Origin of the sequence: Micromonospora rubida, assembly GCF_009908295.1 — a bacterium.
GTDB classification, from domain to species: Bacteria; Actinomycetota; Actinomycetes; order Mycobacteriales; family Micromonosporaceae; genus Micromonospora; species Micromonospora rubida.
In genome coordinates this window covers 502,683-526,397 of record NZ_JAAALO010000004.1, presented here as the reverse complement: position 1 = coordinate 526,397, position 23,715 = coordinate 502,683, and the positions used below count along the sequence as shown (strand labels likewise).

The 23,715-nt window shown below is 73.3% G+C and carries 32 protein-coding genes; 16 read left to right on the top strand and 16 right to left on the bottom strand.

Annotated elements, in window-relative coordinates:
* Nucleotides 1–26 precede the first annotated feature (26 nt).
* Genes GVV04_RS16900 through GVV04_RS16885 form a run of 4 tightly spaced genes read right to left on the bottom strand, consistent with a single transcriptional unit; the run spans nucleotide 27 to nucleotide 2,729 of the window.
* Nucleotides 27–1,043: a SpoIIE family protein phosphatase gene (locus tag GVV04_RS16900; RefSeq protein ID WP_161688985.1), complete on the bottom strand. Its 1,017-nt coding sequence runs from the start codon at nucleotides 1,041–1,043 to the stop codon at nucleotides 27–29.
* Nucleotides 1,040–1,459, bottom strand: coding sequence for an ATP-binding protein (locus GVV04_RS16895; RefSeq protein WP_161688984.1), 420 nt, complete (start codon nucleotides 1,457–1,459; stop codon nucleotides 1,040–1,042). Before GVV04_RS16895 ends, GVV04_RS16900 begins: the two co-directional genes overlap by 4 nt.
* Nucleotides 1,456–1,869 carry an STAS domain-containing protein gene (locus tag GVV04_RS16890; protein ID WP_161688983.1) on the bottom strand — a complete coding sequence of 138 codons (414 nt, stop codon included), beginning with the start codon at nucleotides 1,867–1,869 and terminating at the stop codon, nucleotides 1,456–1,458. Before GVV04_RS16890 ends, GVV04_RS16895 begins: the two co-directional genes overlap by 4 nt.
* Complete coding sequence (locus tag GVV04_RS16885; RefSeq protein WP_161688982.1) at nucleotides 1,869–2,729, bottom strand: STAS domain-containing protein; 861 nt, start codon at nucleotides 2,727–2,729, stop codon at nucleotides 1,869–1,871. Before GVV04_RS16885 ends, GVV04_RS16890 begins: the two co-directional genes overlap by 1 nt.
* A 159-nt stretch (nucleotides 2,730–2,888) precedes the next feature.
* Between GVV04_RS16885 and GVV04_RS16880 the strand changes: the two genes are divergently transcribed.
* Nucleotides 2,889–3,245: an STAS domain-containing protein gene (locus GVV04_RS16880; protein WP_161688981.1), complete on the top strand. Its 357-nt coding sequence runs from the start codon at nucleotides 2,889–2,891 to the stop codon at nucleotides 3,243–3,245.
* Between the two features lie 9 nt (nucleotides 3,246–3,254).
* Here the strand turns inward: GVV04_RS16880 and GVV04_RS16875 are convergent, their stop codons facing one another.
* Complete coding sequence (locus GVV04_RS16875; protein WP_161688980.1) at nucleotides 3,255–4,559, bottom strand: CynX/NimT family MFS transporter; 1,305 nt, start codon at nucleotides 4,557–4,559, stop codon at nucleotides 3,255–3,257.
* A gap of 50 nt (nucleotides 4,560–4,609) precedes the next feature.
* On the opposite strand from GVV04_RS16875, the gene GVV04_RS16870 reads away from it, so the two are divergent.
* The 4 genes from GVV04_RS16870 (at nucleotide 4,610) to GVV04_RS16855 (ending at nucleotide 6,642) form a co-directional block, all read left to right on the top strand.
* Nucleotides 4,610–5,293, top strand: a complete 684-nt coding sequence (locus GVV04_RS16870; protein WP_161688979.1) for a FadR/GntR family transcriptional regulator — start codon at nucleotides 4,610–4,612, stop codon at nucleotides 5,291–5,293.
* A gap of 39 nt (nucleotides 5,294–5,332) precedes the next feature.
* Nucleotides 5,333–5,806 carry a large conductance mechanosensitive channel protein MscL gene (gene mscL / locus GVV04_RS16865; RefSeq protein ID WP_161688978.1) on the top strand — a complete coding sequence of 158 codons (474 nt, stop codon included), beginning with the start codon at nucleotides 5,333–5,335 and terminating at the stop codon, nucleotides 5,804–5,806.
* 155 nt (nucleotides 5,807–5,961) lie between these two features.
* Entirely contained in the window at nucleotides 5,962–6,222 is a 261-nt protein-coding gene (locus tag GVV04_RS16860) for a hypothetical protein (protein ID WP_161688977.1), read from the top strand.
* Nucleotides 6,223–6,267: 45 nt separating this feature from the next.
* Nucleotides 6,268–6,642 (top strand): hypothetical protein, encoded by a 375-nt coding sequence (locus tag GVV04_RS16855; RefSeq protein WP_161688976.1) that lies wholly within the window; start codon nucleotides 6,268–6,270, stop codon nucleotides 6,640–6,642.
* Between the two features lie 35 nt (nucleotides 6,643–6,677).
* On the opposite strand, the gene GVV04_RS16850 is transcribed toward GVV04_RS16855, so the two are convergent.
* The gene (locus tag GVV04_RS16850) at nucleotides 6,678–7,913 is read right to left on the bottom strand and encodes a benzoate/H(+) symporter BenE family transporter (protein WP_161688975.1); all 1,236 of its coding nucleotides are present in this window, start codon (nucleotides 7,911–7,913) and stop codon (nucleotides 6,678–6,680) included.
* A 147-nt stretch (nucleotides 7,914–8,060) separates the two neighbouring features.
* On the opposite strand from GVV04_RS16850, the gene GVV04_RS16845 reads away from it, so the two are divergent.
* Nucleotides 8,061–8,528, top strand: a complete 468-nt coding sequence (locus GVV04_RS16845; RefSeq protein ID WP_161689426.1) for a helix-turn-helix domain-containing protein — start codon at nucleotides 8,061–8,063, stop codon at nucleotides 8,526–8,528.
* Nucleotides 8,529–9,203: 675 nt separating this feature from the next.
* Here the strand turns inward: GVV04_RS16845 and GVV04_RS16840 are convergent.
* On the bottom strand, nucleotides 9,204–10,319 hold the full coding sequence (locus GVV04_RS16840; protein ID WP_161688974.1) for a response regulator transcription factor: 1,116 nt from the start codon (nucleotides 10,317–10,319) through the stop codon (nucleotides 9,204–9,206).
* A gap of 63 nt (nucleotides 10,320–10,382) precedes the next feature.
* Between GVV04_RS16840 and GVV04_RS16835 the strand changes: the two genes are divergently transcribed.
* The 6 genes from GVV04_RS16835 to GVV04_RS16805 all read left to right on the top strand — a co-directional run bounded on the left by GVV04_RS16835 (nucleotide 10,383) and on the right by GVV04_RS16805 (nucleotide 15,293).
* Entirely contained in the window at nucleotides 10,383–11,102 is a 720-nt protein-coding gene (locus GVV04_RS16835; RefSeq protein ID WP_161688973.1) for a PP2C family protein-serine/threonine phosphatase, read from the top strand.
* A 252-nt stretch (nucleotides 11,103–11,354) separates the two neighbouring features.
* A complete protein-coding gene (locus GVV04_RS16825; protein ID WP_161688972.1) occupies nucleotides 11,355–11,693 on the top strand; it encodes a PadR family transcriptional regulator in 339 nt (112 codons plus the stop codon).
* Nucleotides 11,690–12,544, top strand: coding sequence for an ATP-binding cassette domain-containing protein (locus tag GVV04_RS16820; protein WP_161688971.1), 855 nt, complete (start codon nucleotides 11,690–11,692; stop codon nucleotides 12,542–12,544). The genes GVV04_RS16825 and GVV04_RS16820 overlap by 4 nt, the downstream gene beginning before the upstream one ends.
* A gap of 5 nt (nucleotides 12,545–12,549) precedes the next feature.
* Nucleotides 12,550–13,233 carry an ABC transporter permease gene (locus GVV04_RS16815; RefSeq protein WP_201753705.1) on the top strand — a complete coding sequence of 228 codons (684 nt, stop codon included), beginning with the start codon at nucleotides 12,550–12,552 and terminating at the stop codon, nucleotides 13,231–13,233.
* Nucleotides 13,234–13,312: 79 nt separating this feature from the next.
* Nucleotides 13,313–14,506, top strand: coding sequence for a GNAT family N-acetyltransferase (locus GVV04_RS16810; RefSeq protein WP_161688969.1), 1,194 nt, complete (start codon nucleotides 13,313–13,315; stop codon nucleotides 14,504–14,506).
* A gap of 40 nt (nucleotides 14,507–14,546) precedes the next feature.
* Nucleotides 14,547–15,293 carry a ZIP family metal transporter gene (locus GVV04_RS16805; protein ID WP_161688968.1) on the top strand — a complete coding sequence of 249 codons (747 nt, stop codon included), beginning with the start codon at nucleotides 14,547–14,549 and terminating at the stop codon, nucleotides 15,291–15,293.
* 31 nt (nucleotides 15,294–15,324) lie between these two features.
* Here the strand turns inward: GVV04_RS16805 and GVV04_RS16800 are convergent, their stop codons facing one another.
* From GVV04_RS16800 to GVV04_RS16780, 5 genes are all read right to left on the bottom strand, one after another.
* Nucleotides 15,325–16,407, bottom strand: a complete 1,083-nt coding sequence (locus GVV04_RS16800; RefSeq protein ID WP_161688967.1) for an NAD-dependent epimerase/dehydratase family protein — start codon at nucleotides 16,405–16,407, stop codon at nucleotides 15,325–15,327.
* Nucleotides 16,408–16,483: 76 nt separating this feature from the next.
* Complete coding sequence (locus tag GVV04_RS16795; protein WP_161688966.1) at nucleotides 16,484–16,672, bottom strand: DUF397 domain-containing protein; 189 nt, start codon at nucleotides 16,670–16,672, stop codon at nucleotides 16,484–16,486.
* Nucleotides 16,673–16,722: 50 nt separating this feature from the next.
* The gene (locus tag GVV04_RS16790) at nucleotides 16,723–17,742 is read right to left on the bottom strand and encodes a tetratricopeptide repeat protein (protein ID WP_161688965.1); all 1,020 of its coding nucleotides are present in this window, start codon (nucleotides 17,740–17,742) and stop codon (nucleotides 16,723–16,725) included.
* A gap of 92 nt (nucleotides 17,743–17,834) precedes the next feature.
* Nucleotides 17,835–18,023: a DUF397 domain-containing protein gene (locus GVV04_RS16785; RefSeq protein WP_161688964.1), complete on the bottom strand. Its 189-nt coding sequence runs from the start codon at nucleotides 18,021–18,023 to the stop codon at nucleotides 17,835–17,837.
* Entirely contained in the window at nucleotides 18,001–18,864 is an 864-nt protein-coding gene (locus GVV04_RS16780; RefSeq protein ID WP_161688963.1) for a DUF5753 domain-containing protein, read from the bottom strand. The genes GVV04_RS16785 and GVV04_RS16780 overlap by 23 nt, the downstream gene beginning before the upstream one ends.
* 246 nt (nucleotides 18,865–19,110) lie before the next feature.
* Here GVV04_RS16780 and GVV04_RS33975 point away from each other — a divergent pair, with 246 nt between their 5' ends.
* From GVV04_RS33975 to GVV04_RS16760, 4 genes are all read left to right on the top strand, one after another.
* Nucleotides 19,111–19,239 carry a hypothetical protein gene (locus tag GVV04_RS33975; protein ID WP_268926282.1) on the top strand — a complete coding sequence of 43 codons (129 nt, stop codon included), beginning with the start codon at nucleotides 19,111–19,113 and terminating at the stop codon, nucleotides 19,237–19,239.
* Complete coding sequence (locus GVV04_RS16770; protein WP_161688961.1) at nucleotides 19,236–20,276, top strand: helix-turn-helix domain-containing protein; 1,041 nt, start codon at nucleotides 19,236–19,238, stop codon at nucleotides 20,274–20,276. The genes GVV04_RS33975 and GVV04_RS16770 overlap by 4 nt, the downstream gene beginning before the upstream one ends.
* 5 nt (nucleotides 20,277–20,281) lie before the next feature.
* Complete coding sequence (locus GVV04_RS16765; RefSeq protein WP_161688960.1) at nucleotides 20,282–20,476, top strand: hypothetical protein; 195 nt, start codon at nucleotides 20,282–20,284, stop codon at nucleotides 20,474–20,476.
* 159 nt (nucleotides 20,477–20,635) lie between these two features.
* The gene (locus GVV04_RS16760; RefSeq protein ID WP_161688959.1) at nucleotides 20,636–21,526 is read left to right on the top strand and encodes an META domain-containing protein; all 891 of its coding nucleotides are present in this window, start codon (nucleotides 20,636–20,638) and stop codon (nucleotides 21,524–21,526) included.
* A gap of 94 nt (nucleotides 21,527–21,620) precedes the next feature.
* Here GVV04_RS16760 and GVV04_RS16755 read toward each other — a convergent pair whose 3' ends face one another.
* The 4 genes from GVV04_RS16755 to GVV04_RS16740 all read right to left on the bottom strand — a co-directional run bounded on the left by GVV04_RS16755 (nucleotide 21,621) and on the right by GVV04_RS16740 (nucleotide 23,664).
* Nucleotides 21,621–21,848, bottom strand: coding sequence for a hypothetical protein (locus GVV04_RS16755; RefSeq protein WP_161688958.1), 228 nt, complete (start codon nucleotides 21,846–21,848; stop codon nucleotides 21,621–21,623).
* Nucleotides 21,849–22,003: 155 nt separating this feature from the next.
* Nucleotides 22,004–22,393, bottom strand: a complete 390-nt coding sequence (locus tag GVV04_RS16750) for a hypothetical protein (RefSeq protein ID WP_161688957.1) — start codon at nucleotides 22,391–22,393, stop codon at nucleotides 22,004–22,006.
* Nucleotides 22,394–22,474: 81 nt separating this feature from the next.
* On the bottom strand, nucleotides 22,475–23,371 hold the full coding sequence (locus tag GVV04_RS16745) for a class I SAM-dependent methyltransferase (protein WP_161688956.1): 897 nt from the start codon (nucleotides 23,369–23,371) through the stop codon (nucleotides 22,475–22,477).
* Nucleotides 23,371–23,664, bottom strand: a complete 294-nt coding sequence (locus GVV04_RS16740) for a hypothetical protein (RefSeq protein ID WP_161688955.1) — start codon at nucleotides 23,662–23,664, stop codon at nucleotides 23,371–23,373. The genes GVV04_RS16745 and GVV04_RS16740 overlap by 1 nt, the downstream gene beginning before the upstream one ends.
* Between the last annotated feature and the right edge of the window lie 51 nt (nucleotides 23,665–23,715).

Genomic DNA, 23,715 nt, shown 5'->3' with positions numbered 1-23,715 from the left:
CAGCGGCGCACCGGCGGTCGGCCCGGTCACCACGCCGCCCGGGCGACCAGGACGCAGGCGTCGTCCCGGCGCAGTCCCGCGTCGCGCAGCAGGGTCGCGGCCATCACGAGCGGACTGCTGCCGAGCAGCCCGGGATAGTCGTCGAGCTGCCAGCGGTCCACCACCCCGTCGCTGTGCATCACCAGCGACGCTCCGGCCGGGAAGGGATAGTCGTACTCGCGGATGACGGGTCGCTGGTGGCCGGCGATCCCGGGCAGGGAGACCAGCCCTCGTCGCCGTTCACCCTCGGCCACCACCGAGGCGGAGATGTTGCCGAGCCCGGCGAACCGCAGCAGCCCGGCGTCCCTGTCCAGCTCGGCGACGGCCAGCGCCGCGCCCCGGGTGTGCGACATCGACCGGTGCAGGTGCTGCACCACCGCCGCCGGCGCCCCGGCCGGGGCGGCCCAGAACGCGGCCAGCGCCGCGTCGGTGGCCGCCGCCGCCAGCGGCCCGTGGCCGAGGCCGTCGCAGGTCAGCACCTGGTGCCGCCCCTCGACGATCCGGACGGCGTACCCGTCGCCGCTGACCGACTCGCCGGTGAGCGGCCGGGTGAGCGCGCCCACCCAGGACAGCTCCGGGAGGGGCCCGCGCGGCCAGACCTGCACGGCCAGGACAGTGCCCTTGCCGGGCCGGGAGTAGCCGTCGAACCAGTCGGTCTGACGCATGATGGCACCGAGACCGATGCCGAGGGTCCCGGCGGTGGAGTGCCCGTCCCGGGAGGACACGGTCAGGTCGGCCATGCCGGGCCCGGAGTCGATGGCGACCAGCTCCACGCCGGCCTGCCCGCCCCGGCGCACCGGGCGCAGCAGCAGCACCCCGTCCTCGGCGTGCTTGACCAGGTTGCTGGTCAGCTCGGCGGCGACGATCGCCAGGTCGGCCCTGCGGCCCTCACCGATATCGAGCTGCTGGCCCAACCGCTCGGCGGCCCGCCGGACCGCACTGGCCGCGCTGCCGCTCTCGACCCGGAACCACAACCCGTGGTCGGACACGGCTTCGAAGATCATCGGGACCACTTGGTGACCGTGATCCGGGTCCCCTGACCCGCCCCGGTGACGATGTCGAACTCGTCGACCAGTCGGCGGGCGCCACTCAGGCCGAGGCCGAGACCGCCACCGGTGGTGTAGCCGTCGGTGAGGGCGAGGCCCAGGTCGACGATTCCGGGGCCGTCGTCGGCGAAGACGATCCGCACGCCGCGCCGCAGGCCGTTGTCCACGGTGGTCACCTCGGCCTCGCCACCCCCGCCGTAGATCAGGGTGTTGCGCGCCAGTTCGCTGGCCGCCGTGACCAGCTTGGTCTGGTCGACCAGGGAGAGCCGAGCCGCCACCGCCACCGTCCGGATCAGTTGGCGGACCCGCACCACGTCCTGGTCGCTCTGGATCGCCTGCGCCTGCGGGTGGCCCAGGTCGATGCCGGCGGTCATGTCGTGGCCGTCGTCTCGTCGTCCGCCTCGTCGTCGACGTCGTACCCCTGGTCGTCAGGCCGGGTCGCCGCGATCAGTTCCATGCCGCGCTCGACGTTCAGGGCGGTACGGATGCCGTTCAACGACAGGCCCAGCTCGACCAGGGTGATGGCGACGGCGGGACGCATCCCGACCACCACCGTCTCGGCGTCGAGCACCTTGGAGATCGAGGCGATGGTGGACAGCATCCGGCCGACGAACGAGTCGACGATGTCCAGCGCCGTGATGTCGATGATCACGCCGTGGCAGCCGGTGGCGACGATCCGCTCGGCCAGGTCATCCTGGAGCTGGATCGCCGTCTGGTCGGACATGTCGAGCTGGATCGACACGAGCAGGATGTCACCGATCTTCAGGACCGGCACTCGCTCCATCAGGACTCCCGGCGCGGAGGCCGGCGCGCGTTCGCCGCCCCGCTCAGCCGCAGTACGTGGCGCAGCGCGTCGGCCAGGCTGGCCTTCGTGGCGATGTCGCCGAACTCGATGCCGAGCGCGACGATGGTCTGGGCGATCTGCGGGCGGATGCCGGAGATGATGCAGTCTGCGCCCATCAGCCGGGCGGCCACCACCGTCTTGAGGATGTGCTGGGCGACCTGGGTGTCCACCGCCGGCACGCCGGTGATGTCGATGATCGCGTACGGCGAGCCGGTGTCGACCAGCGTCTGGAGCAGCCGCTCCATCACCACCTGGGCCCGGGCCGAGTCGAGCGTGCCGACCAGCGGCACGGCCACCACGCCCTCCCAGATCTTGACGACCGGGGTGGAGAGTTCGAGGAGCTGCTCGGCCTGGTCCGCGATCAGGCCCTCCCGGGTGCGGACGAAGCTCTCGAAGGTGAACAGCCCCATCTGGTCGACCAGGGAGGAGAAGGCCACGTAGTCGCGGAGGCTGGCGTCGCCCCCGTCGGCCTCCATCAGCTCCAGCAGGACGTCCTTGACGGCGTACACGCTGACCGCCGTCTCGGTGGCGGTGAACCCCTGCCGGGCCCGGCCCCTGGACAGCTCGGCGAGCACGGCGCGCAGCTCACCGGCCGACTCCGACTCAAGATCGAATACGCCGTTTCGCCCCGCTTCCACCATGCTACGGTGCAGCTCCTGCACCTGGCGGCGCAGCTCGGCCTGACTGAGTCGGCCGCGCAGCGAACCGGTGGCGATCTCCGTCCAGCGCTGTGTGACCCGCTCGGCATGCTCGCTCAGCAAACCGGCCAGCCGACCGCTTTCTTCCGCGTTCAATGCCACGGCATCCTCCCTCTGACCTGGACCGGCCGGACTCTACCATCGGGTACCCAGCAACTAGTTGCCACAGGACAAAGAAATGATCACGGACACGGCTGCCGCCTCCGTTCAGCGGCGGGCCCCGAACGTGGGATACGGTTTCACCGACCACAGGAGGTCTGAATGTCCTTGACGGTGCACACGGAACAGCACGACGACGTTGTCGTCGTGTCGGTCGCGGGAGAGCTGGACATGGCGACGGCACCGCAGCTCCAGGACCAGATCACGGACCTGCTCGATAAGGGTCGCAGCCGCCTCGTCTTCGACCTGGCCGACGTCTCGTTCTGCGACTCGACCGGGCTGTCCGTGTTCGTGCGCGCCAAGAACGGCTGCGACGAGGCCGGCGGCGTGGTCCGGCTGGCCGCCCCGCAGCGCGGGGTGCTGCGCATCCTGGAGGTCAGCGGGCTGGTCGAGGTGCTGCACACCTACCCGACGGTCGAGCAGGCCGTCGCGGGCGACCCCACGCCGGCTTCCTCCTGACCCACCCTCTCAGCGCTCGTCCTCGATGAACCGGGGACGAGCGATCGCCAGGCCCGCGACCGTCTGCACGGCCAGGGCGGCGAGCAGGAACCCGATCGGCGCGGTCCACCCGCCGGTCGCCTCGTAAAGAATGCCGACCAGCAGCGGGCCGAGCGCGGCGATCACGTACCCGGTGCTCTGCGCGAAGGCGGACAGCGCCACCGTCCCCTCGGCCGTGCGGGCGCGCAGCCCGATGGTGGTCAGGATCAGCGGGAACGCGCCCTGGCCGAGGGCGAGCAGGGCGACCCAGAGCAGCGCGGCGTCGTGCGGCGCGAGCGCCAGCCCCAGGTAGGCCGCCGTGGAGAACGCGGTCAGCCCGAGCACGAGCGGGCGCAGCGTCCGCAGCCGGCCGGCGAGCGCCGGCATCAGCAGCGCGACCGGCACACCGAGCGCGGTCACCCCGGCCAGCAGCAGCCCGGCCGTCTCCGGCGCGAAGTCGGCGTCCCGGAAGAGCTGGGCCAGCCAGCCCATGATCGCGTACCCGCTCAGCGACTGCGCCCCGAAGTAGACCGCCATCGCCCAGCCGAGCCGGGTCCGCGCCGGCTGGACCCGGGCGGGCGTGGTGGCGGCCACCGTCGGGGTCCCGGCCCGGCGCGCGGCGCGGGCCCGCAGCGCCAGGGGCACCCACGGGAGTACGGCCACCGCGGCCAGCGCGGCCCAGACGCCGAGCCCGGCCCGCCAGGAGCCGAAGGCGTGCGCGATCGGCACGGCCGAGGCGGCGGCCACCGTCGTGCCCACCGTCAACGCCATCGTGTACGCCCCGGTGACCAGCCCGGTGCGGTGCGCGAAGTGCTGCTTGACCAGCATGGGCAGCAGGATGTTCGCCACCGCGATGCCGGCGAGCGCGAGCGCGCTGGTGGCCACGAAGATCAGCGCCGAGTCGGTGACCACCCGAAGCACCTGCCCGACGGCCAGGGCCAGCATGGCGACCACCAGCACCCGGGCCGGGGCGAACCGGCGGACCAGCCACGGGGTCAGCGCGCCGAGGCCGGCGAACGCGATCGTCGGCAGGGTGGTGACGAACCCGGCCATCGTCCCGGAGAGCCCGAGGCCGGTGCGGATCTCGTCGAGCAGTGCGCCGAGGCTGGTCACGGCGGCGCGCAGGTTGAGCGCGACCAGCAGCATGCCGACCAGCACCAGCGCCCCGCCGGTGGCCGGCCGCCGCTTCGGGACCGGTGCCGTTGCGGCGTCGGGTGCCGGGGTCACGTCGGCGGTCGGGCTGGGCCGGTCGGGCACGGTGACGGGGTCCTCGGTGGCGGTCGGTGGCGGGGTCATGGCCTTCAACCTACAATCATGGGATGAATTTCGGACGGGTGATGTAACCAGTGACACCGCCGGTGAATTCCGTGTCCGTGCCGCCCCGGGGCCACCGGGTCCGACAGACGATCGAGCAGCTCCGGTCCCGCATCCTCGGCGGGGAGTGGCCGGTGGGCGGGCGCATCCCGACCGAACCGCAGCTCGTCGCCGCGCTCGGGGTGGGGCGCAACACCGTCCGCGAGGCGGTCCGCGCCCTGGTGCACGGCGGCGTGCTGGAGTGCCGTCAGGGCTCCGGCACGTACGTGGTGTCGACCGACGAGCTGGCCCCGGTGGTGGCCCGTCGGCTCACCGACGACCGGATGGCCGAGGTGGTCGAGGTGCGCCGGGCCTTCGAGGTGGAGGCCGCCCGGCTCGCCGCGCTGCGGCGTACCCCGGAGGACCTGGCCGCCCTCGACGGCGCGCTCGCCGCCCGGGAGGCCGCCTGGCGCGCGGGCCGGGTCGGCGAGTTCGTCGAGGCCGACGCGGCGCTGCACACGGCGGTGGTCGCCGCCGCGCACAACGCCATGCTCGCCGAGCTGTACGCCTCGGTCGGCGCGGCGCTGCGCAGCACGATCACCCAGGCGATGGGCGACGCGCTGGAGCCCGAGCGGTACGTCGACCACGCCCGGCTCGTGGACGCGATCCGCGACGGCGACCCCGGCTCAGCAGCCCGGGAGGCCGGTGCTTTTCTGGAGCCCTCCCCGGGGGCATAGGTTGCCCCGGACGGTAAACCGGACACCACGGGAGTACGGATGCTCAAGGGTTTCAAAGACTTCATCATGCGCGGGAACGTCGTCGACCTCGCGGTCGGCGTCGTCATCGGCGCCGCGTTCACGGGCGTGGTCACCCAGCTCACCAAGTCGTTCCTCGAACCACTGGTCCGGGTCCTGATCGTCCTGATCACCGGCAACCCGAAGGGCCTCAGCGGTTCGACGCCGAAGTTCCGGGACATCCCGTTCGACTGGGTGGCGTTCGTCAACGCGGCGATCACCTTCGTGCTCACCGCGGCGGCGCTGTACTTCCTGGTCGTCTACCCGATGAACAGGCTCGCCGAGCGGCGCAAGCGCGGCGAGGAGCCGCCGCCGTCGGCCCCCAGCGAGGAAGTCAAGCTGCTCACCGAGATCCGGGACGCGCTGGTCGCCGCCGGCCACGCCACCCCTGGCCAGCAGCGGGGCGCCCTGGACGACGTGCTCGGCCGCCGCACGGAGCCCCCGGCCCCGCGCTGAGCCCCTGACCCCACGCTGAGCCCTCTGATCGACGCTGAGACCCTGATCGGCGCCGAGCCACGGCCCCGCGCCGGTCCGCCGGCAAGCACATCGGCCCTCACGGGATTCCCGTGGGGGCCGGCCTGCTTCGTACACATGTTCGATAGAGTCCCGTCATGGAGCAGCGGAAGCACTGGTGGAACGGCAAATGGGGGCGGCTGGCGCGGCGGGACGTCTTCCTCCGGGTGAACGGCGACCGGTGGCACGTCGAGCAGCGGGCCGGCGGCGCCGAGGGCGTCTCCCAGTTCTACGAGTACCCGAGCGTCGAGGAGGCGGAGGAGACCGTCCGTGCGCTGCTCGCCGGGGCCGACGGCTGGCGCGAGCTGTCCCCCCGCCCGCCGGGAGCGTGGCAGCCGACGACCGACGCCCGCCCCTGACCGGGGCGGCGTTTAGCCGGCGGGCGACTCGGGAACCGCGCCAGGATGAAGCAGCAGGGCACCGATCAGCAGGCGACCATCTCCCGCGTCACCACCGGAATGCCGGTGGTCGACGTGAGCGGAGCGGAGGTCGGCACCGTGGACCTCGTCCAGCGGGGCGACCCGAACGCGGTGACCGTGCAGGCGTCCGCCGCAGACCCCGGCGGCAGCCTGGACGAGTTGATCGAGTCGGCGGCGGTCGAGGAGCCGGACGTGCCGGCCGACCTGGCCGCCCGCCTGCTGCGTACCGGCTACCTGAAGGTCTCCACCGACCTCGCCCCGACCGGCGCCGTCTACGTGCTGGCCGACCAGATCGCCGGCGTCACCGACGGCCGGGTACGCCTCGACGTCCCCGCCACGAGCCTCCCCGCAGAGGAATAAGCCAGCCCCGAGCACGCCCGCGCGCTGCGATCGGCCTATTCGCCCGCCCGGCCGGCCGAGGTCGGGACGGGCGGAGTCGGGGCGTCCGAGGCCGGGACGGGCGGGGTCGGGGCGTCCGGGGTCGGGCGGCGGCGGAAGAGGAGCAGCATCAGCCAGCCGGCGAGCAGCCCCCAGAACGCGCCGCCGACGCCGAACAGGCTCACGCCCGAGGCGGTCACCACGAAGGTCACCACGGCGGCCTCCCGCGCCTGCGGGTCGGCGACCGCCGCCGACACCGCACCGGCCAGCGCGGCGAGCAACGCGAGCCCGGCCACCGCCTCGATCAGCACCGGCGGGGAGAGCAGCACCAGGGCGGTGGCGACGCCCGCGCCGAGGCCGAGCAGGGCCATCCCCGCCCCGGCGGTGACCGAGGCGACCCAGCGACGCTCCGGGTCCGGATGGGCGTCCGGTCCGGCGGCCAGCGCGGCGGTGATCGCGGCCAGGTTGACCGCGTGCCCGCCGACCGGGGCACCGAGGGCGCTGGCCAGGCCGGTGACGCGCAGCGCAGCGCCGAACGGCGGCCGATAGCCGAAGCCGCGCAGCACCGCCATCCCGGGGACGTTCTGGGCGGCCATGGTGACCAGGAAGAGCGGGAGTGCCAGCCCGACCACCGCCGGGACCGTCCACTCGGGCGTGGTGAGGGTGAACACCGGCTTCAGCCCGTGCGCGCCGATCCCGCCCGGGGCGGTCAGCGCGATGGCGACCGCAGCCACCACCAGCGCGGCGGGCACCGCCCAGCGGCGGGCGAACCGGTGCAGGAGCAGCCAGGTGAGGACCACCGGCGCGGCCAGTGCCGGCACCTCGACCAAGGCGCGGACCGGCGCGGTGCACAGCGGCAGGAGCACCCCGGCCAGCATCGCGCTGGCGATCGGGCCGGGGATGGCGGCCACCGCCCGACCCAACGCCGGGAAGAGCCCGGCGGCGACGATCAGCACCCCGCACACGATGAACGCGCCGACCGCCGCCGGCCAGCCCCCGGGGACCGGACCGGTGGCCGCCAGCAGCGCCGCGCCGGGGGTCGACCAGGCGATCGCCATCGGCAGCCGGTGCCGCAGCCCCAGCCACACCGCGCAGACACCGGACGCGACGCTGACCGCGAGCAGCCCCGAGGCGGCCTGGCTCTCGTCGGCCCCGACGGCGCGCAGCCCGGCGAGCACCACGGTGAACGAGCTGGCGAAGCCCACGAGCGCGGTCACCAGCCCGGCGAGCACGGGTTGCAGCAGGCCAGACACGTCTCCCCCTCCGGCGTTCCGTTTACGGAACGGAGCGTGTAGCACGATAGCGGGGTGGAACCGCCAGCACCAGCACGGGGAAGGGGCGCCGACACCGGCGCCGAGACGGTGGGCCGCCGGGTGCGCGCCCTGCGCGAGGAGCGGGGGATGTCGCTGTCCACCCTGGCCCGGCTGGCCGGGGTCGGGAAGGCCACGCTCTCCGGCCTGGAGAACGGCACCCGCAACCCCACGTTGGAGACGCTCTACGCGATCACCGCCCAGCTCGGGGTGCCGCTGACCGCCGTACTCGCCGGGCCGGCGGCGACCCCGACGGTCCGGGGCGCGGCGGTCAGCGGCACCCTGCTGGAGGTCTTCACCGACACCGACGCGACGTACGAGCTGTACCGGATGGGCGTCGCCCCCGGGCCCGGCCAGCTCTCGCCCGCGCACCAGCCGGGGGTCACCGAGCACGTCACGGTCTTCGCCGGAGTGCTCCGCGCCGGGCCGGTGGACGCCCCGCTGACCGCCGGCGTCGGCGGCCACCTGCGCTGGACCTCCGACGTGCCGCACAGCTACGCGGCGGTCGGCGACGAGGAGGTGTCGGCGAGCCTCCTGCTGCGCTACCCCCGCCGCTGACCGCCCGCCGCTCCGGCCCTGCGGCCACCCCGCCCGCACCTTCGGCCCGCCCCTGGCCGTTGTGGGTGGGCGGGTGAGGTGGGGCAGCGGGCCCGCCGTCCGAGCGGCCGGGGGTGCCGGGGTGCCGGGGTGCCGGGGTTGCCGGGGTGCCGGGCGGCCGGGGTGCCGGGCGGGTAATGCCACCTCGCCCCTTTGCGCTGCTGCCGCCACCGCAACACCAGCACCGCCGCCGCCCAGCACCGCCGCCCAGCCGCCTAGCCACCGTGCACCAGCACCAGCACCAGCACCAGCACCAGCACCAGCGTCGCGCAGCCACTACACGCAGCCACTTCCCGCAGCCACTTCGCGTCGGGTGCCAGCACGAGGGGTCGGCAGAACCGTCACGCTCCGCGAGCGTTGCGCCGGGGGCAGCAGCGCAAAGGGAGCGCGGCGGGGTTGCCCGCCGGTCGGCGACGACATCGGCGGAGACGTTCCCACCCCCGCCCCGCCCTTGGGGTAGGGGGCGGACTTCACGATCGTCTGCTGATTTCGGAGAACCCGCCCGGCGTGTCGTCTCACAAATCAGCAGACGATCACGCCACGACAGACCGCCCTGCACCCCGACGTCACCCGCGCACATCGTCGCCACCAAAGGGCGGCTGCGCCGATGACCTCGGCACAGGCCCTAGGCCGAGGTCAGGCCTGCCGGGCCGGGAGCCGGTGCCGGACGGCCCAGAGCGCCGCCTCGGTGCGCGACGCCGACCCGGTCTTGCGCAGCAGGTTGGACACGTGCACGGTCACCGTCCGCACCGAGATCCCCAGTTCCCGGGCGGCCTGCTTGTTGGACATCCCCGCGACCAGGCAGGCGAGCACCTCGACCTCCCGGCCGGTCAGCTCGGCACCGGGCGGAAGCGCGGCAGAGTGCGGAAACGCGGCAGCGGGCGGGAACACAGCGCCGGGTGGAGGCGCGGCAGCGGGCGGGGACGCCGCGTCGGGCGGGGACGCGGTGCGCGGCGCGGGGGTGCCCCGGTACTCCGGCAGCGGCCGGCGCAGCAGGGCGTCCGGCCGTTGGCCGGAGTGCGCGGCAAGCAACTCCATCAGCACGTACGGATTGCCGCCGGTGCGCCGCCACACAGCGGTCACCAGCCGACGGGACGGGCGCGTCCCCTCGTACACCTGAATCAGCACCTCGGCGACCTCGGCCGGGCCGAGCGGGCCGAGGTGCTGACGGACGGCGCCGCGTACGCCGCAGAACCGGGACAGGACGCGGGCGGCGAGGTCCGGCGCGACCGCGTCCGCCGCAGGCCGGCTCGCCACCAGCAGCAGCGCCGGCAGGTCGGGCGCGGTGGCCAGCTCGCCGACCAGGTTCAGGCTGGCCGGGTCGAGGGCGTGCAGGTCCTCCACCACCAGCACCGCAGGGCCGGCGCCGACCAGCAGCCGGACCGTACGCACGGCCAGCCGCAGCAGCGTGCCCGGGGCGTACCGTTCGCGTGGGGCGGTGGGCTGCTGGGCGAGCCAGGCGAGCGCGTCGGGCGGCAGGTCGAGGCGGCTGGTGTCCCGCCCGCTGAGCGCCGCCGCGAGCCAGTCGTACGGGGCCGGGCTGTGCACCCGCGCGACACCGCTGAGCACCACCGCCGGGCGTGGCGCGAAGCCGTCCAGGGCTGCCGCCACCAGCAGACTCTTGCCGACGCCCGCCGCGCCGGTGAGCACCGCGACCGCAGGGCCGGGCCGGCCACCGCGCGTCAGTGTGGACCACGCCCGGTCGAGCTCGGCACGCTCACCGGCACGCCCGACCATGGAGACCGGCATCATTCTTTTCACCCTACGCAGTAGTGCGTAGAGACGGCGGCAGGGTCTTCTTGGCAAGCTTGTCGTATGAAACTGATCCTCCGCTCGGCAATCCTCAACGATGTCGGCCTGGTGCGGACCAACAACGAGGACTCCGCCCTCGCCGGTGACCGTCTGGTCGCCGTCGCCGACGGCATGGGTGGCCTGCCGGCCGGCGAGGTGGCGAGCGAGATCGTCATCCGGATCCTCGACGAGCTGAACCCGCCGACCACCACCGACGGGGCAACCGAGGCGCTACGGTCCGTGGTGAGCACCGCCAACCGGCGCATCCGGGCCGCCATCTCCGTCGACCCGGCCCGCGAGGGCATGGGCACCACCCTCACGGCCGGCCTGCTCGCCGGGGACGTGCTGGTCCTCGCCCAGGTCGGGGACTCCCGCTGCTACCTGCTGCGGGGCAACGAGTTGACCCAGCTCACCCGGGACGACACCTTCGTCCAGACGCTGGTCGACCAGGGCGCGCTCTCCCCGGCCCAGGCCCGGCACCACCCGCAGCGCTCGCTGGTGACCCGGGCCGTGCAGGGCGCGGACGCGCCCCCGGCGGTCGGCGCGCTCACCGTCTTCGCGGGCGACCGGCTGCTGCTGTGCAGCGACGGCCTGTCGGACTACGTGGACGACGGGTCGATCGCCGCCGCCCTGGCCATGTACGGCGACCGTCAGCACTGCGGCGAGCAGCTCGTGAAGCTCGCCCACCAGGCCGGTGCCCCGGACAACGTCACCGTCGTCGTCTCCGACGTCACCGCGGCCTGACCGCTCACCCCGACCGGGCTGATCGGGCTGATCGGTCCGACCGGGCTGATCGGTCCGACCGGGCTGATCGGTCCGACCGGGCTGATCGGTCCGACCGGGCTGATCGGTCCGACCGGGCTGATCGGTCCGACCGGGCTCAGTGTTCCGACCGGGCTGATCGGGCCGACTCGGACGGTCTGGGCGGCCCGGTGCGACCCCGCCGCCACCAGGTAGGTAGTTGTGCAAGCTAGGTAGCGCCGCTAGTGTCTCCGCGTGGACATCGAGCGTCGGGGCCAATGGCTGCGGGGCGTGCTCGACCTCTGCGTGCTCGGCCTGCTCCGCGACCGGGAGTCGTACGGCTACCAGCTGGCCCAGGCGCTGGAGGCGGCCGGGATCGGGTCCATCCAGGGCGGCACCCTCTATCCGGTGCTGCTGCGCCTGCAACGCACGGGACTGGTCAGCGCGCAGTGGCGGGAGGGCGCGGCCGGCCCGGCCCGCAAGTACTACCGGATCACCGACCTCGGCCGGGCGGAGCTGCGCCGGGGCGGGCAGGACTGGCTCGCCTTCGTCGCCCCGGTGACCGGCCTAGTGACCGAAAGGGTCGACGGATGAACGCCGACGAGTGGCTGCGCGCGTTCGCGGCCGAGCTGCGCCAACGGCGGGTGCGGGACGACGACGCCCGGCACGTGGTCGCGGAGGCCGCCACCCATCTACGCGACGGCGGCGGCGATCCGGCCGTCGTGTTCGGGCTCCCCGGCCGGTACGCCGCCGCCATCGCCGAGAGCATCGGCGCGACCCCGCCGCCCGTCCCGGCGGCCCCGGGCCCGGTCCGGCTGCACGCTCGGGGCATCACCAAGCGGTACGGCCGGCGCACCGTGCTCCGCGACGCCGGGCTGACCGTCCGGGCCGGCCAGATCGCGGCGATCGTCGGCGCAAACGGCTGCGGCAAGAGCACCTTCCTGCGCATCTGCGCCGGCCTGATCTCCCCCGACGCCGGCGAGGTGACCGTCACCGGCCGGCTCGGCTACTGCCCACAGCAGGGCGGCACCGCCGACTTCCTCCTCCCCGACGAGCACTTCGTGCTGGTCGGGGCCGGGGGCGGCCTGGCCCGGGGCCCGGCCCGGCGGGCGGGCCGGGCGGCGGCCCGGAAACTCGGCTGGGACGCCCCCGGTGACGTCCTCACCCGGCATCTCTCCGGCGGCACCCGGCAGAAGCTCAACCTGACCATGTCCACCCTCACCGAGCCGGACGTGCTGCTGCTCGACGAGCCGTACCAGGGCTTCGACCGCGGCACGTACGTCGACTTCTGGGATCAGCTCGGCCGACTACGCGACGCCGGCAGAGCGATCGTGGTGGTGACCCACCTGCTGAACCAGCTCGACCGGGTGGACCTCGTCCTCGACCTCACCCCGGCGGGCGGGACGGTGCGCGACGGCGACGCCGGATGGGGAGGACGGGCGTGAACCGGATGCTGACCGTCGCCGAGATGACCCTGCGGGAGCTACTGCGCCGCCGGGGCGTGCTGGCGCTCATGCTGCTGCTGCCGCTCACCTTCTACCTGATCCGACGGGACGCCTACGTCGGGCAGTCGGTGCGCTCGCTGATGCTCGGGATCAGCTGGGCGGTGAGCACCGCCGCCCTCTTCGCCACCAGCGCCGCCCGGGAGCTGGAGCCACGGCTGCGGTTGGCCGGCTACGGCCCGCGCCACCTCTACCTGGGCCGGATGCTCGGCCTGTGGGCGGCCGGGTTGGCCATCGCCCTGCCGTTCTTCCTGCTCGTCGTGTTCGACGCGCCCAACCTGCGATACGGCGGGGTGGCCGCCGGGATGCTCTGCTGCGTGGCCATCGCGCCGCCGCTGGGCATGCTGATCGGGGCCCTGCTCCCCCGCGAGTTGGAGGGCACCCTGTTGCTGCTGGTCATCGTGACCGTGCAGATGCTGATCGATCCGGCCGGCACCGGGGCGAAGCTGACCCCGTTCTGGTCCAGCCGGGAGATCACCACCTGGGCGGTGGACCACACCGACGGCGGGTACCTCGCCCGGGGCTCGGTACACGGGGTGCTGGTCACCGTCGGGATGGTTCTCGCGGTGGCGGCCGTGTTCAGCGTCCGGCTGCGTCGCCGCCGGCACCTGCGGCATCTGCCGGTCGGCTGACCCGCCCCCACGGAATCGGGCCACCCCGGCGACCGGCGAATGTGGTTGCGCCGGCCCGGCGGGCGGGTTGGGATGGGGGATGCATATCCGGCGGGTGACCAATACCGAGCGCTCCAGCACGTCCTTCCCGCTCCAGGCGTACGCCTTCGAGGCGTCGCCGATGCGACCCGAGCGGGCCGAGGAGTTCGGCCGTTACCTGCCGTACAACGAGGCCAACCGGACCCTGGTCGCCGAGGAGGGCGGCGAGACCCTCGCCGTGGTCTCCGCCATCCCGATGCGGCAGAACCTGCGCGGGACGGTGCTGCCGATGGCCGGCGTCGCCGGGGTGGCCACCCATCCGCTGGCCCGCCGGCGTGGGCACGTCCGGGCCCTGCTGCACCGGCTGCTCGACGAGATGCGCGACGACGGGCACCTGGTGAGCGCGTTGTACCCGTTCCGCGCCTCGTTCTACGAGCGGTTCGGCTACGTCGGGCTGCCCCGGGCCCGCACGGTCACCTTCACGCCGGCCGACCTGGCCCCGCTGCTGCGCGCCGACCTGCCCGGCGAGCTGAGCTGGGAACGGACCGGCACCGGGTACGCCACCCACCGCGCCTTCACCGAGCGCTGCCTGACCGAGCGGCACGGCTTCGCGCTCTTCCCCGAGACCCGGGCGGTGTCGCTGCGCGACGACGACGACCGGTGGCTGGTCACCGCCCGGGTCGACGGCGCGACGGTCGGCGTCCTGACGTACCGGATCGACGACCACGGTGGCGAGCTGGCCGGCGACGACCTGCTGGTCGCCGACCCGTACGCCCGGGCGCTGATCCTTCAGTTCCTGGCCCGGCACGTCGACCAGGTCGGCCGGGTGCGGCTGCGGGTGGCCGCCGACGAGATGCCCGAGCTGTGGCTCACCGACCTGGCCGTGCACGTCGAGGCCCGGGTCGCCCGACCGGGGTCGGCGGCGCCGATGGCCCGGCTGCTCTCGCTGGACGCGCTGGCCGGCCTCCCCTCCGGGCCCGGCCGGGCCCGGATCGCGCTGACCGGGGACCGCTGGCTGGGCGGCAGTCACCTGCTCGACGGCACGACCGGCCGGTTGGAGCTGATGCCCGACTCCGCCACCGGCGCCGCGCCGACCGCGACGCTCACCGCGGCCGGGCTCTCCGCCCTGGCGTACGGGGTGCTGGACCCGGCGGAGGTGGACGTCCGCGGCCTCGGCCAGGTGCCGGCCGACGCCGCCGTCGAGCTGCGCCGCCTCTTCCCCCGCCGGCTGCCCTACCTGTACGCCGACTTCTGACCCTGTTTTCGCCGCCCGCCCCCCGGGTACCGTTCCGCGAATGCCGGAGTGGTTACAGGCGGGTGGCTGGGGTCTGCTGGCCGGGTCGGCCCTGCTGGTCGGGGCGGCGCTGGGCTGGTTCGTGCCGGTGCCGCGACGGGTCGTCGCGTCCGTCATGGCCTTCGGGGCGGGGGTGCTGCTCTCCGCGGTCTCCTTCGAGCTGGTCGCCGAGGCGCACGAGCAGGGCGGGCTGCTGCCGACGGCGATCGGGGCGGCGGGCGGCGCGCTGGCGTACACCGGGGCGAACGTGCTGCTGGCCCGGCGCGGCGCGCGGCACCGCAAGCGCTCCGGCGACCAGCCCTCGGAGGGGGAGCAGCCGGGGTCCGGGTCGGCGATGGCGGTGGGGGCGCTGCTCGACGGCATCCCCGAGTCCGTGGTGATCGGCGCGAGCCTGCTCACCGGCGGCACGGTCAGCGCGGTCACGGTGATCGCGGTGTTCCTCAGCAACGTGCCGGAGGGGCTGTCCAGCGCGGCGGGGATGCGTCGGGCCGGCCGCACCCGCCGGTACGTCTTCCTCCTGTGGACCGGGATCGCCCTGGTGAGCGGCCTCGCGGCGCTGGCCGGGCACACCCTGCTGGGCGGGGCGCCGCCGGAGGTGCTCGCCGCAATCACCGCGCTGGCGGCCGGCGCGATCCTCGCCATGATCACCGACACCATGGTCCCCGAGGCGTTCGAGGACGCCCACCTGCTGGTCGGCCTGATCACGGTGCTGGGCTTCCTGGTGGCCTTCGCCCTGTCCCACGCCTGAACCCCCGGCGTGGAGGGGCAGCGACGGGCGGTCAGTACGGGTTGCCGTGCCCGGCGGGGCGGGCCTTCAGCAGGCCGGCCGGGCGGCCCGGAAGATCCCGGGCGGCGGACATCGGCGGGCTGCCGCTGTGGCCGCCGTGGGCCATGCCGGCGAAGAGGTCGCGCAGGGCGGTCAGCCCGTCCACCCTCGGCTGCCAGCCCAGCTCGGCCTCGGCCCGCGCGCTGGACATCAGCGGCGCGTTCAGGCCCAGCTCCACCCAGCCGGCGTCGACCGGTTGCAGCCGGGCCAGCCAGGTCAGCGCGGCCGCGCCGCGCAGCAGCGGTGCGGCCACCGGCACCGTCCAGCCGTGGAAGTGCCGGGCCACCAGCTCCGGCGTGAGCACCGGATCGGCCGCCAGGTTGAACGCGCCGCGCGCGTCGCCGAGCAGCGCCCGGGCGTACGCGTCGGCCACGTCGTCGGCGTGCACCGCCTGCATCCGCAGCCGACGGTGGCTGGGCACCAGCGGGATGCGGCCGTACCGGAGCAGGCGCACGGGGGCCAGCGGCCCGAGGAAGTAGCGGGTGATCTCGGTGCCGGCGTCCCGCTGGAAGATCAGCCCCGGCCGCATCCGCACCACCCGCAGCTCCGGATGCTCCCGCTCGACCCGGTCGAGCAGCGCCTCCACCTCCGCCTTGTCCCGGCTGTACGACGAGCCGGGCACCCCGGTCACCGGCCAGCGCTCGCTGACCGGGTGGTCCTTCGGGCCGGAGGCGTACGCGCCCACGGAGGAGGCGTACGCGAGGGCGGGCACCTTCGCGCGGAGCACCCCGTCGACCACGGCCCGACTGCCGCCGACGTTGGTCCGGTGCAGCGCCCGCTGGTCGTGGCTGGGCTGGATCTGCCAGGCCAGGTGCACCACCGCGTCCGCCCCGGCGAAGACCGCCGCCAACTGGTCGGCCGCGCCCGCCGCCCCGACGTCGCAGGAGTGCCACTCCAGCCGGTCGTACGGCTCGCCGGCCCCCGGGCCGGGCAGCCGGCGGGCCACCCCGACCAGCTCCACGTCCCGCTCCCGGAGCAGCCGGCGCACCAGCGCGGTCCCGGCGTTCCCGCTCGCACCCACCACCACGATCCGCATGCCTGGCCGGTACCCGTTGCGCCGGTCGTGAATCCCCCGGGTCGCCTGTTCGCCGCGACCGTCAGGTAGGTGCGAGTTATGGGCGGGTGCTGTCGGTCTTGAGGCTGCCGGTGAAGGCGCTCCACGCGGCCGGGCCGAAGCTCAGCATCCCGGTGGCGGGGGCCTTGGAGTCGCGTACGTCGACCCGAGCGCCCCGGTCGCGCACCTCGACGCACTGACCGTTGCCGCCAGACCGGCTCGACTTACGCCAGCGGTTCTGCTCCATGCCTACTCACCCCTTGATCCATTCTCGGCCCCACTGCTGACATAGCGTGGTCAGGTACTGATGAGATCTTTTGCGTCCTGACAGAACTGTCGGACGGCAGGCGTACGTCGGTACGGCGTCAGGTTGCCGACCAAGTTGCGTACGTGTTTGACGCACCGCGCGGAGGTGACCTGGCCGGTGAGGGTCTCAACGGCCTGGTCACCGAGGGCAAGCGCCCGATCCAGGTCGGCGGATTGCTGCCGAACGTAGGTGGTGGCGAGAAGGGCGTTCCGCAGTGCGCCCTCGCGGGTGCACTCGTCACCCTGCAACCGCAGCGCTGCTCGTAGATGCTCGCGGGCCCGTGGCCAGTCTTCGAGTTTGACGTAGCAGTAGCCGGCTTGCGCCTGGGCCTGCGCCTCATTGATCCAGTACGCCCAGTCGGGGTCACCGTGCTGGGGGCCGCTGTCGGTGAGTCTGCCGAAGGCGCTGTCGAGGGCGCGGCGGGTATCAGTCGTCGACCCGCTGTTGGCATACGCCTCGGCGGCCCGCAGGTCGAGGATGGCCGCGACCTTCGGACTCGTGGCCGGGTAACTCGCCCGCGCGGTTTCGGCAAGGGTGACGGATTGCCGGAGCTGTCCGAGGTCCTTGGCCTGACAGGACATGAAGCCAAGAAGGTTCGCGCCAAGTCCGCGATCGCCGGCGGTCTGGGCCTGGTAGAGGCCCGCGATCCAAAACCGCTGCGCTTGGCTGTGGTGACCGCCGTCGAAGGAGAGCCAGCCGGCGAGGCGCAGCAACTCACCGGCCGTAGCGTGCAGTCGCCGGCCAACGGTGTCGGTGTAGCGGCGATCGCGCAGCGCTCCGACAACGGTGCTGAGGTGTTGGCGGACCAGGCCGAGGGTCTGCCCGCTGCCGAGGTGGTCGTCCATACGTCGCAGGCTCGCCGTTACGGCGTCCAGGTGGTCGACGACCTCAGCGGAGAGCGGTCGGCCGGCGGCCGAGGCGACGCTTTGCGGCGGCTGGGCGATCAGCCACTCGTGGGCCGGTGAGGTCAGGGCGGAACCGAGCAGTGTGAGCAACGCCCGTCGGCGCATGTCGCCCTCACATTCGTCGGCGGCGTCGAGATGCGGTGCGATCCCGGTGCGGCCTCCCTGTTCAGAGAGGGCCGCCGGGACGGGTGAGTCAGCTACGCGCGGACGTTGTCGGCCTTGAGGCTGCCGGTGAAGGCGGTCCACGCGGCCGGGTCGAAGCTCAGCGTCCCGGTGGTGGGGGCCTTGGAATCGCGTACGTCGACCCGAGCGCCCCGGTCGCGCACCTCGACGCACTGACCGTTGCTGCCCGAGCGGCTCGACTTACGCCAAGTGTTGCGTTCCATGCTTGCTCAGCTCCTTGACGACGCACTTTACGGATTCGGCCGGTGACATGGCCAGCATCCTTAGATTGTCGTACGCGGCTGCGAGCCGCGCCAGGTCGCGGTTCGATTCGAGGAACAGCTCCCCGGCCAGGGTTTCGATGTAGCCGAGCGGTGGATCGTCCTGCTCAAAAGTCAGCAGGGCGAAACCGCTGCTGTCCGCCAGGTGCGCGCCGGCCTCGAAGCGGAGGACCTGGATCGTGACGTTGGGCAGTCGGCTCAGCGTGACCAGGTGGTCAAGCTGCTCGCGTAGGACATCCGGGCCGCCGACCTCCGTGCGCACGGCTGCCTCGGACAGGATGGCGTGCATCCGCAGCGGCGTCGGCTGCCGGTGCAGCACCTCCTGTCGGGTCATCCGGGCGGCAACTCGCTGGTTGATGGTGTCCTTGTCGGACTCGCGGCCGATGGTGTTGACCTCGCGGGCGTACCGCTCGGTCTGCAACAGCCCCGGCACCAACATCGGCTCGAAGTTCTTCAGCTCGGCGGCCTCCTCCTCGTAGGCGATGTACGTCGCGTACCGGCCGCCGAGACGCTGCCACCACCCTTCCTCGCGCAGGTCGCGCGCCTGTTCCAGCAGCGACGTGCCGGGCTCCTCGTCGATCCTGATGCCGTACGCGACCAGCAATTCCATGACGTCGCCGGCACGAGGCTTGATCTCGCCGGATTCGATCCGGCTGATCCGTGACGAGGAGCAGCGGACGAGCTTCGCTGTCTCCTCGCCGGTAAGACCCTTGGTCTCGCGGATCTTGCGCAGCTCCCGGCCGAGCCGTCGAGAGCGGGGAGTCGCTGGCGTGAATCGAGGCATGTCGTGATTCTGCACCAAACCCGCTAGCTCGTCTGCCCCGGCTCGCCTGCATATCCGGCTTTGATCTTATTCATGGGGCTTGTGCTCCATCACTTGATGCGCAAGTCTGACTACAGCGCACCACCGATCAACTCCGCAGCGTGTGCAGGCTGCTGGACACACCAACGGCCGGGAGCGCCGCAGGCGCGGCAACGCCCGCCGCCGGCCTCCACCAGAAGGGCGAGACTGCTTGTGATTGCCGAGACCGTGTCGATCGTGTTCGGCGGCCTGGTGCCGGGGTTCCTGCTCGGGATCCTCGCGTTCCGGGTCAAGTCGAGGTGGTGCCCGCGCTGCGGCGCGTCCACTGAGGCCATGCACCACACGGAGGACCGATGAACGGGCCGAACCGGCGCAACAGCGGGCAGCCGCCGATCGGGCGGCGGGTGGCCCAGTTGCGTACCCGACGGGGAATGACCCAGCAGATCTTCGCCAGCCGGGTCGGCCGGTCGAAGAGTTGGGTGGACAAGGTCGAGCGCGGTCTGCGTACCCTCGATCGGATCTCGGTCCTCGAAACGGTCGCCGCGGTCCTCGGCGTCGCCCCGGAGGTGCTGCTCGCCCGGGAGGCCCGGCGAGGCGAGCTGGTCGCGGGCGTCGCCGCTGCCGTCGAACGGGTCCGAGCGGCGCTCGCCTGCTACCACACCCCCGGCCCCGGCGAGGCCGGCTGGCGACCGCCGAGGTCGCTTGAGGAGCTGGACCGCCGGGTGACGTACGCGTGGCTGGCGTACCGGCGCGCTGATCACTCGCAGGTGTTGCGGATGCTGCCCGACCTGCTCGCCGACGCCCGTCAGGCCCGCGAACACGGGGCACCGACCGGTTCGGCGCGCGCCGCCGACCTGCTGGTGCGCATGTATCGGCTCGCCGCTCAGATGCTGGTGAAACTCGGCGAGGCGAACCTGGCATGGCTGGCCGCCGACCGGGCGATGGCCACCGCCGCCGGTGACCCCCGACGCACGGCAGTTGCGACGATCCCCCTGGTCCAGGCGCTACGCGCCCTGGAAGAAGGCCAGCTCGCGCTGATCGCCGCCAGCACCGCCGTGCGCCGACTCGCCCCGCACCCGTCCCACGACTTCCCGCCGGACCACCTCGCCCTGGCCGGAACCCTGCTGGTCGAGGCCGCTCTCGCCGCCGCCCGCACCGACTCGGCCGCCGCCGGCGACCTCATCGACCACGCCACCCGCCTCGCCGACGCCCCGGCCACCGCCCCGACCGCGACAACGACGACATCGAGTACGGCCCAACAGTGGTCGCCCTCGCCCGTGCCCTCATCACCGCCGACCTCGGGGACCCCCACCAGGCCGTCATCATCCACAAGCGCGCCGCCACCGGGGATGCCTGGAACCGGCTCCCCGCCGAACACCGGGCGGCCCACCTGATCGACATGGCCCGCATCCACCTCGGCTCCGGCAACTCGCGTGCCGCCGGCCACGCCCTGGTCACCGCCGACCAGATCGCCCCCGCCGAGACCCGCATCCGCCCCGCCGCCCGTACGGTGCTGACCGCCCTGCTCCGCGACGGTCCCGCCGGTGCCGACGTGACCCGCCTGGCCGCCATCATCGGCCTGACTCACCCATGACGCATCGGACGTGACGCCGTTCCCGACCACGTCATCCCCCGTGTGACCGTCGCAGCGTCGGCCCCACCCAGCCGACGCCGACGGAGGTGGAACCGCCTCTCAATCCGTACCGTCTGAGCAGTGGAACGACGGTAGAAGCGGAGAGGACCGGGGGCTGGGATGGCGAATCGGGGCTACCTCGCGGCGATGGTCGCGTGCGGTGTACTACTCACCGGGTGTGACGGGCAGACCGGGCCGGGGGCCGCAGACCTCGGGCCGGGCCCGGCTGCCAACGAATCCTCGGGGCCGTCGGCGCCGGAAGGGCTGATCGGTTCCTGGACGATCGCCGACCTCGCCGACCCCGGCGTGGGCACGATCCTGCGGCTCGCTGATCACGAGCTGTACCTCGTGGGCAGCCGCTGCGGCATCCTGCGCGGGTCCTGGCGGGCCGACACCGACGGGAACTTCCTCGCGGAGGTGAACTCCACAGTCAGCGCCGCCGTCGAGGGCACTCCCGACTGCAAGCGGGTCAGCCAGGACACCCCCGGCTGGCTGCGGCGCGTGACCGCGTATCGAATCGACGGCTCGGGGCGGCCGGTGCTCCTGGACAACCTGGCGCAGCCGGTCGCCCGGCTGCTCCCCGGCGCGACGCCGACCGCCGGGCCGGACATGGCGGCCTCCCTGCTGGAACCGCCGACGGTAACCGACGAGGCCCGACGCGCCCTCGCTCCGGCCGCCGCCCTACCGCCGACGCTGAACCCCGCCGACCAGCACCGACTGACCGGCCGCTGGACGCCCGCCGTCGGACACCGGGGGGCGTACCTGGAGTTCACGACAGACGGAGAGTGGCGCGGGTCCGACGGCTGCAACGGCGGAGGTGGCCGGTGGATCACCGCGACCGGGGGCGCGCTACTCGCCACCACCGGGCCCGTCACGAAGATCGGGTGCCCCGACCAGGTCCCGGTCTGGAGCTGGCTCCGGACGACCCGGCGAGCAGGTCTGGACGGTGAGGCTTTGGTGCTGCTCGACGCCCAGGGCAGGGAGGCAGGCCGGCTACGCCCGGCCGACTGAGAGCACCGGCGCCCGGGGCAGGCACAACGGCCGACAGCGGGCCGGCGCGGTGCTACCCGGACTGCGGTGGGTATGTCGTGGCGCCGCCACCGGATCAGGCGCGCTGCTCCGGGTTACGGCCCGCCGGCGGCTGGGTCTGCTGCACCGCGAACGGATGGCGCAGTCGCCGCATCGCCTCCTCGCTGCCGTCGAAGGTCACGCCCGGACCGTCGAGCCCGTCGGTGCTCGCCGTGGCGAAGAAAAACGTCGGTTGATCGTTAGCATTCGATGCCATGCGGTAGTCCTGTCTTTCGAAAGAGAGGCAGATCAGGTCGCCCGGCATCTCGTGCCGACGACCTCGTGACAGACCCGGCGCTCGCCCTGGGCCCGATCAGTGTCTCGATTACTGGCGAAAGCCCGACGACACCGACACACCGCACCATACCCGGATTCGCCGTCCGTCATGCGCCGCGGCCGTTGACCGCCCGCTCGTGGCGGCTACAAACGTTCGAAGCTCTCCATACCGGCGAGTTCGAGCACCTCGGTCCGGGTCGCCGGGCATTCCTGCCGGGTCTGGTCGTCGATCTGACGGCCGGTCGGCACGGCACCCTGCTTCTCGTACCAGGAATAGAGGTTCACGGTGAGGTTGGCCATCGTGCCCGTCTCGGACCCGATCCCCCTCAGCGTCGGCAACTGGCCGTCCAGGTAGGCACACACCTCCTTCGCCGACACCGGCGTCGAGCCACCGGCCGGAGCGGATCCGGCCGCGCTGGACGCGGCGTCGGCTGCTGCGGGGGTGCCCGGTGCCGCCGCCCCGGAGGGCTCGGGCGCATCGGCGTCGGCACACGCCGTCAGGGCGAGCACAAGACAGAGGGTCGGCGCGACCATTCGGATCGTTCTCATCGGTTCCCGTCCTGACGTGGTTGTCGGTGGTTGGTGACCGGCGGTCGGGCCGCAGCGGAGGGCTCGTCAGCGGAGGGGTGGAACGCGTGACTCGCCATCAGCCCTGGAGGCGATCGCGGTGACGAGCCACAGGCCGGCGGGCAGCCGGTAGCCGACGCCGGGTTCACGAAACCGGTCGAGCAGCCGGGCTGCCCCCGCCCGGGCCGAAGCCCGCCCCGCAGGCGGAGCCGCCCGGTACGCGGCACCGGCGGGGCCGATCTCGACAAGCCATTCGGCCACGGCATCGGCGTCGTCCGGAGCATCCATCTCGACGTCACACGACGTGATCGTGACGGCGGTGAAGCCGGCGACGGTGAGGACCCGGGCGAGCCGCGCCGGCTCGGCGAAGGAGAACGGACCGGGCTCGTCGCCCACCGGCAGCGATGGCAACGGCCCGAGGTGTGGCGCTGCGCCGAGCAGCGCCGCGGACATCCACGGGTTGACGCCGCCGTCGCGGAAGACGGTCGCGGCGAGGCGCCCTCCCGGGCGTAGCGACCGCCGGATCGCGGTGCAGCCGGCGACCGGATCCGCCAACAGCATCAGGGCCATCCGCGAGTACGCCGCGTCGAACGGTGCCCCCGGCACGACGTCGAGTGTCTCGATGTCGGCCGCGTGGAACCGGATACCCGGGTACCGATCGGTGGGGAACCGTTGCCGGGCGGCGGTCACCATCGCCTCGGCGATGTCGATGCCGACCGCCGCGCCGGTCTCGCCGACCGCCCCGGCGAGTTCGGCCGTGGTGCCGCCACAGCCGCAGCCCACATCGAGGATCCGTTCGCCCGGCCGAGCGGCCATCCGATCCATGGCCGGTGCGCCCAGCGGTCGACCGAGCTCGTCCTGCCGATCGGCGTGGCGGATCCAGCCGGCTGCCGCGCCCGCCCAGAAGGCGGCGTTGCGGGACCGCAGGGTGGCGGCGTCGGCCATCAGAACGGCATCTCGGCGCCGTCGACGCTCACCGATCGGAAGCCGGCCGCCTTCGCCGGGTCGAAGCCGTCCTCCTGCGCCGCCAGGCCTGCGGCCCGGACCAGCCGTTCGGACTGGAACCGGCGGAACGCGGCCTCGTCCTGCCAGATGTTGATGATCCGCCAGCCGCCCTCGGTCGGGCCGGCGACGTGGGCGACGAGCCCCGGCGGCCGGTCCGGTCCGAGGTGTCGCTCCACCTGCCGGTACTCCGCCTCGCTGACGCCGGGCATCTCCTGCAACACACCGAACGGCATGGCCGCGCCCTTTCGATAGAGTGGGATTCTATCCAATAGAGCACTACACTC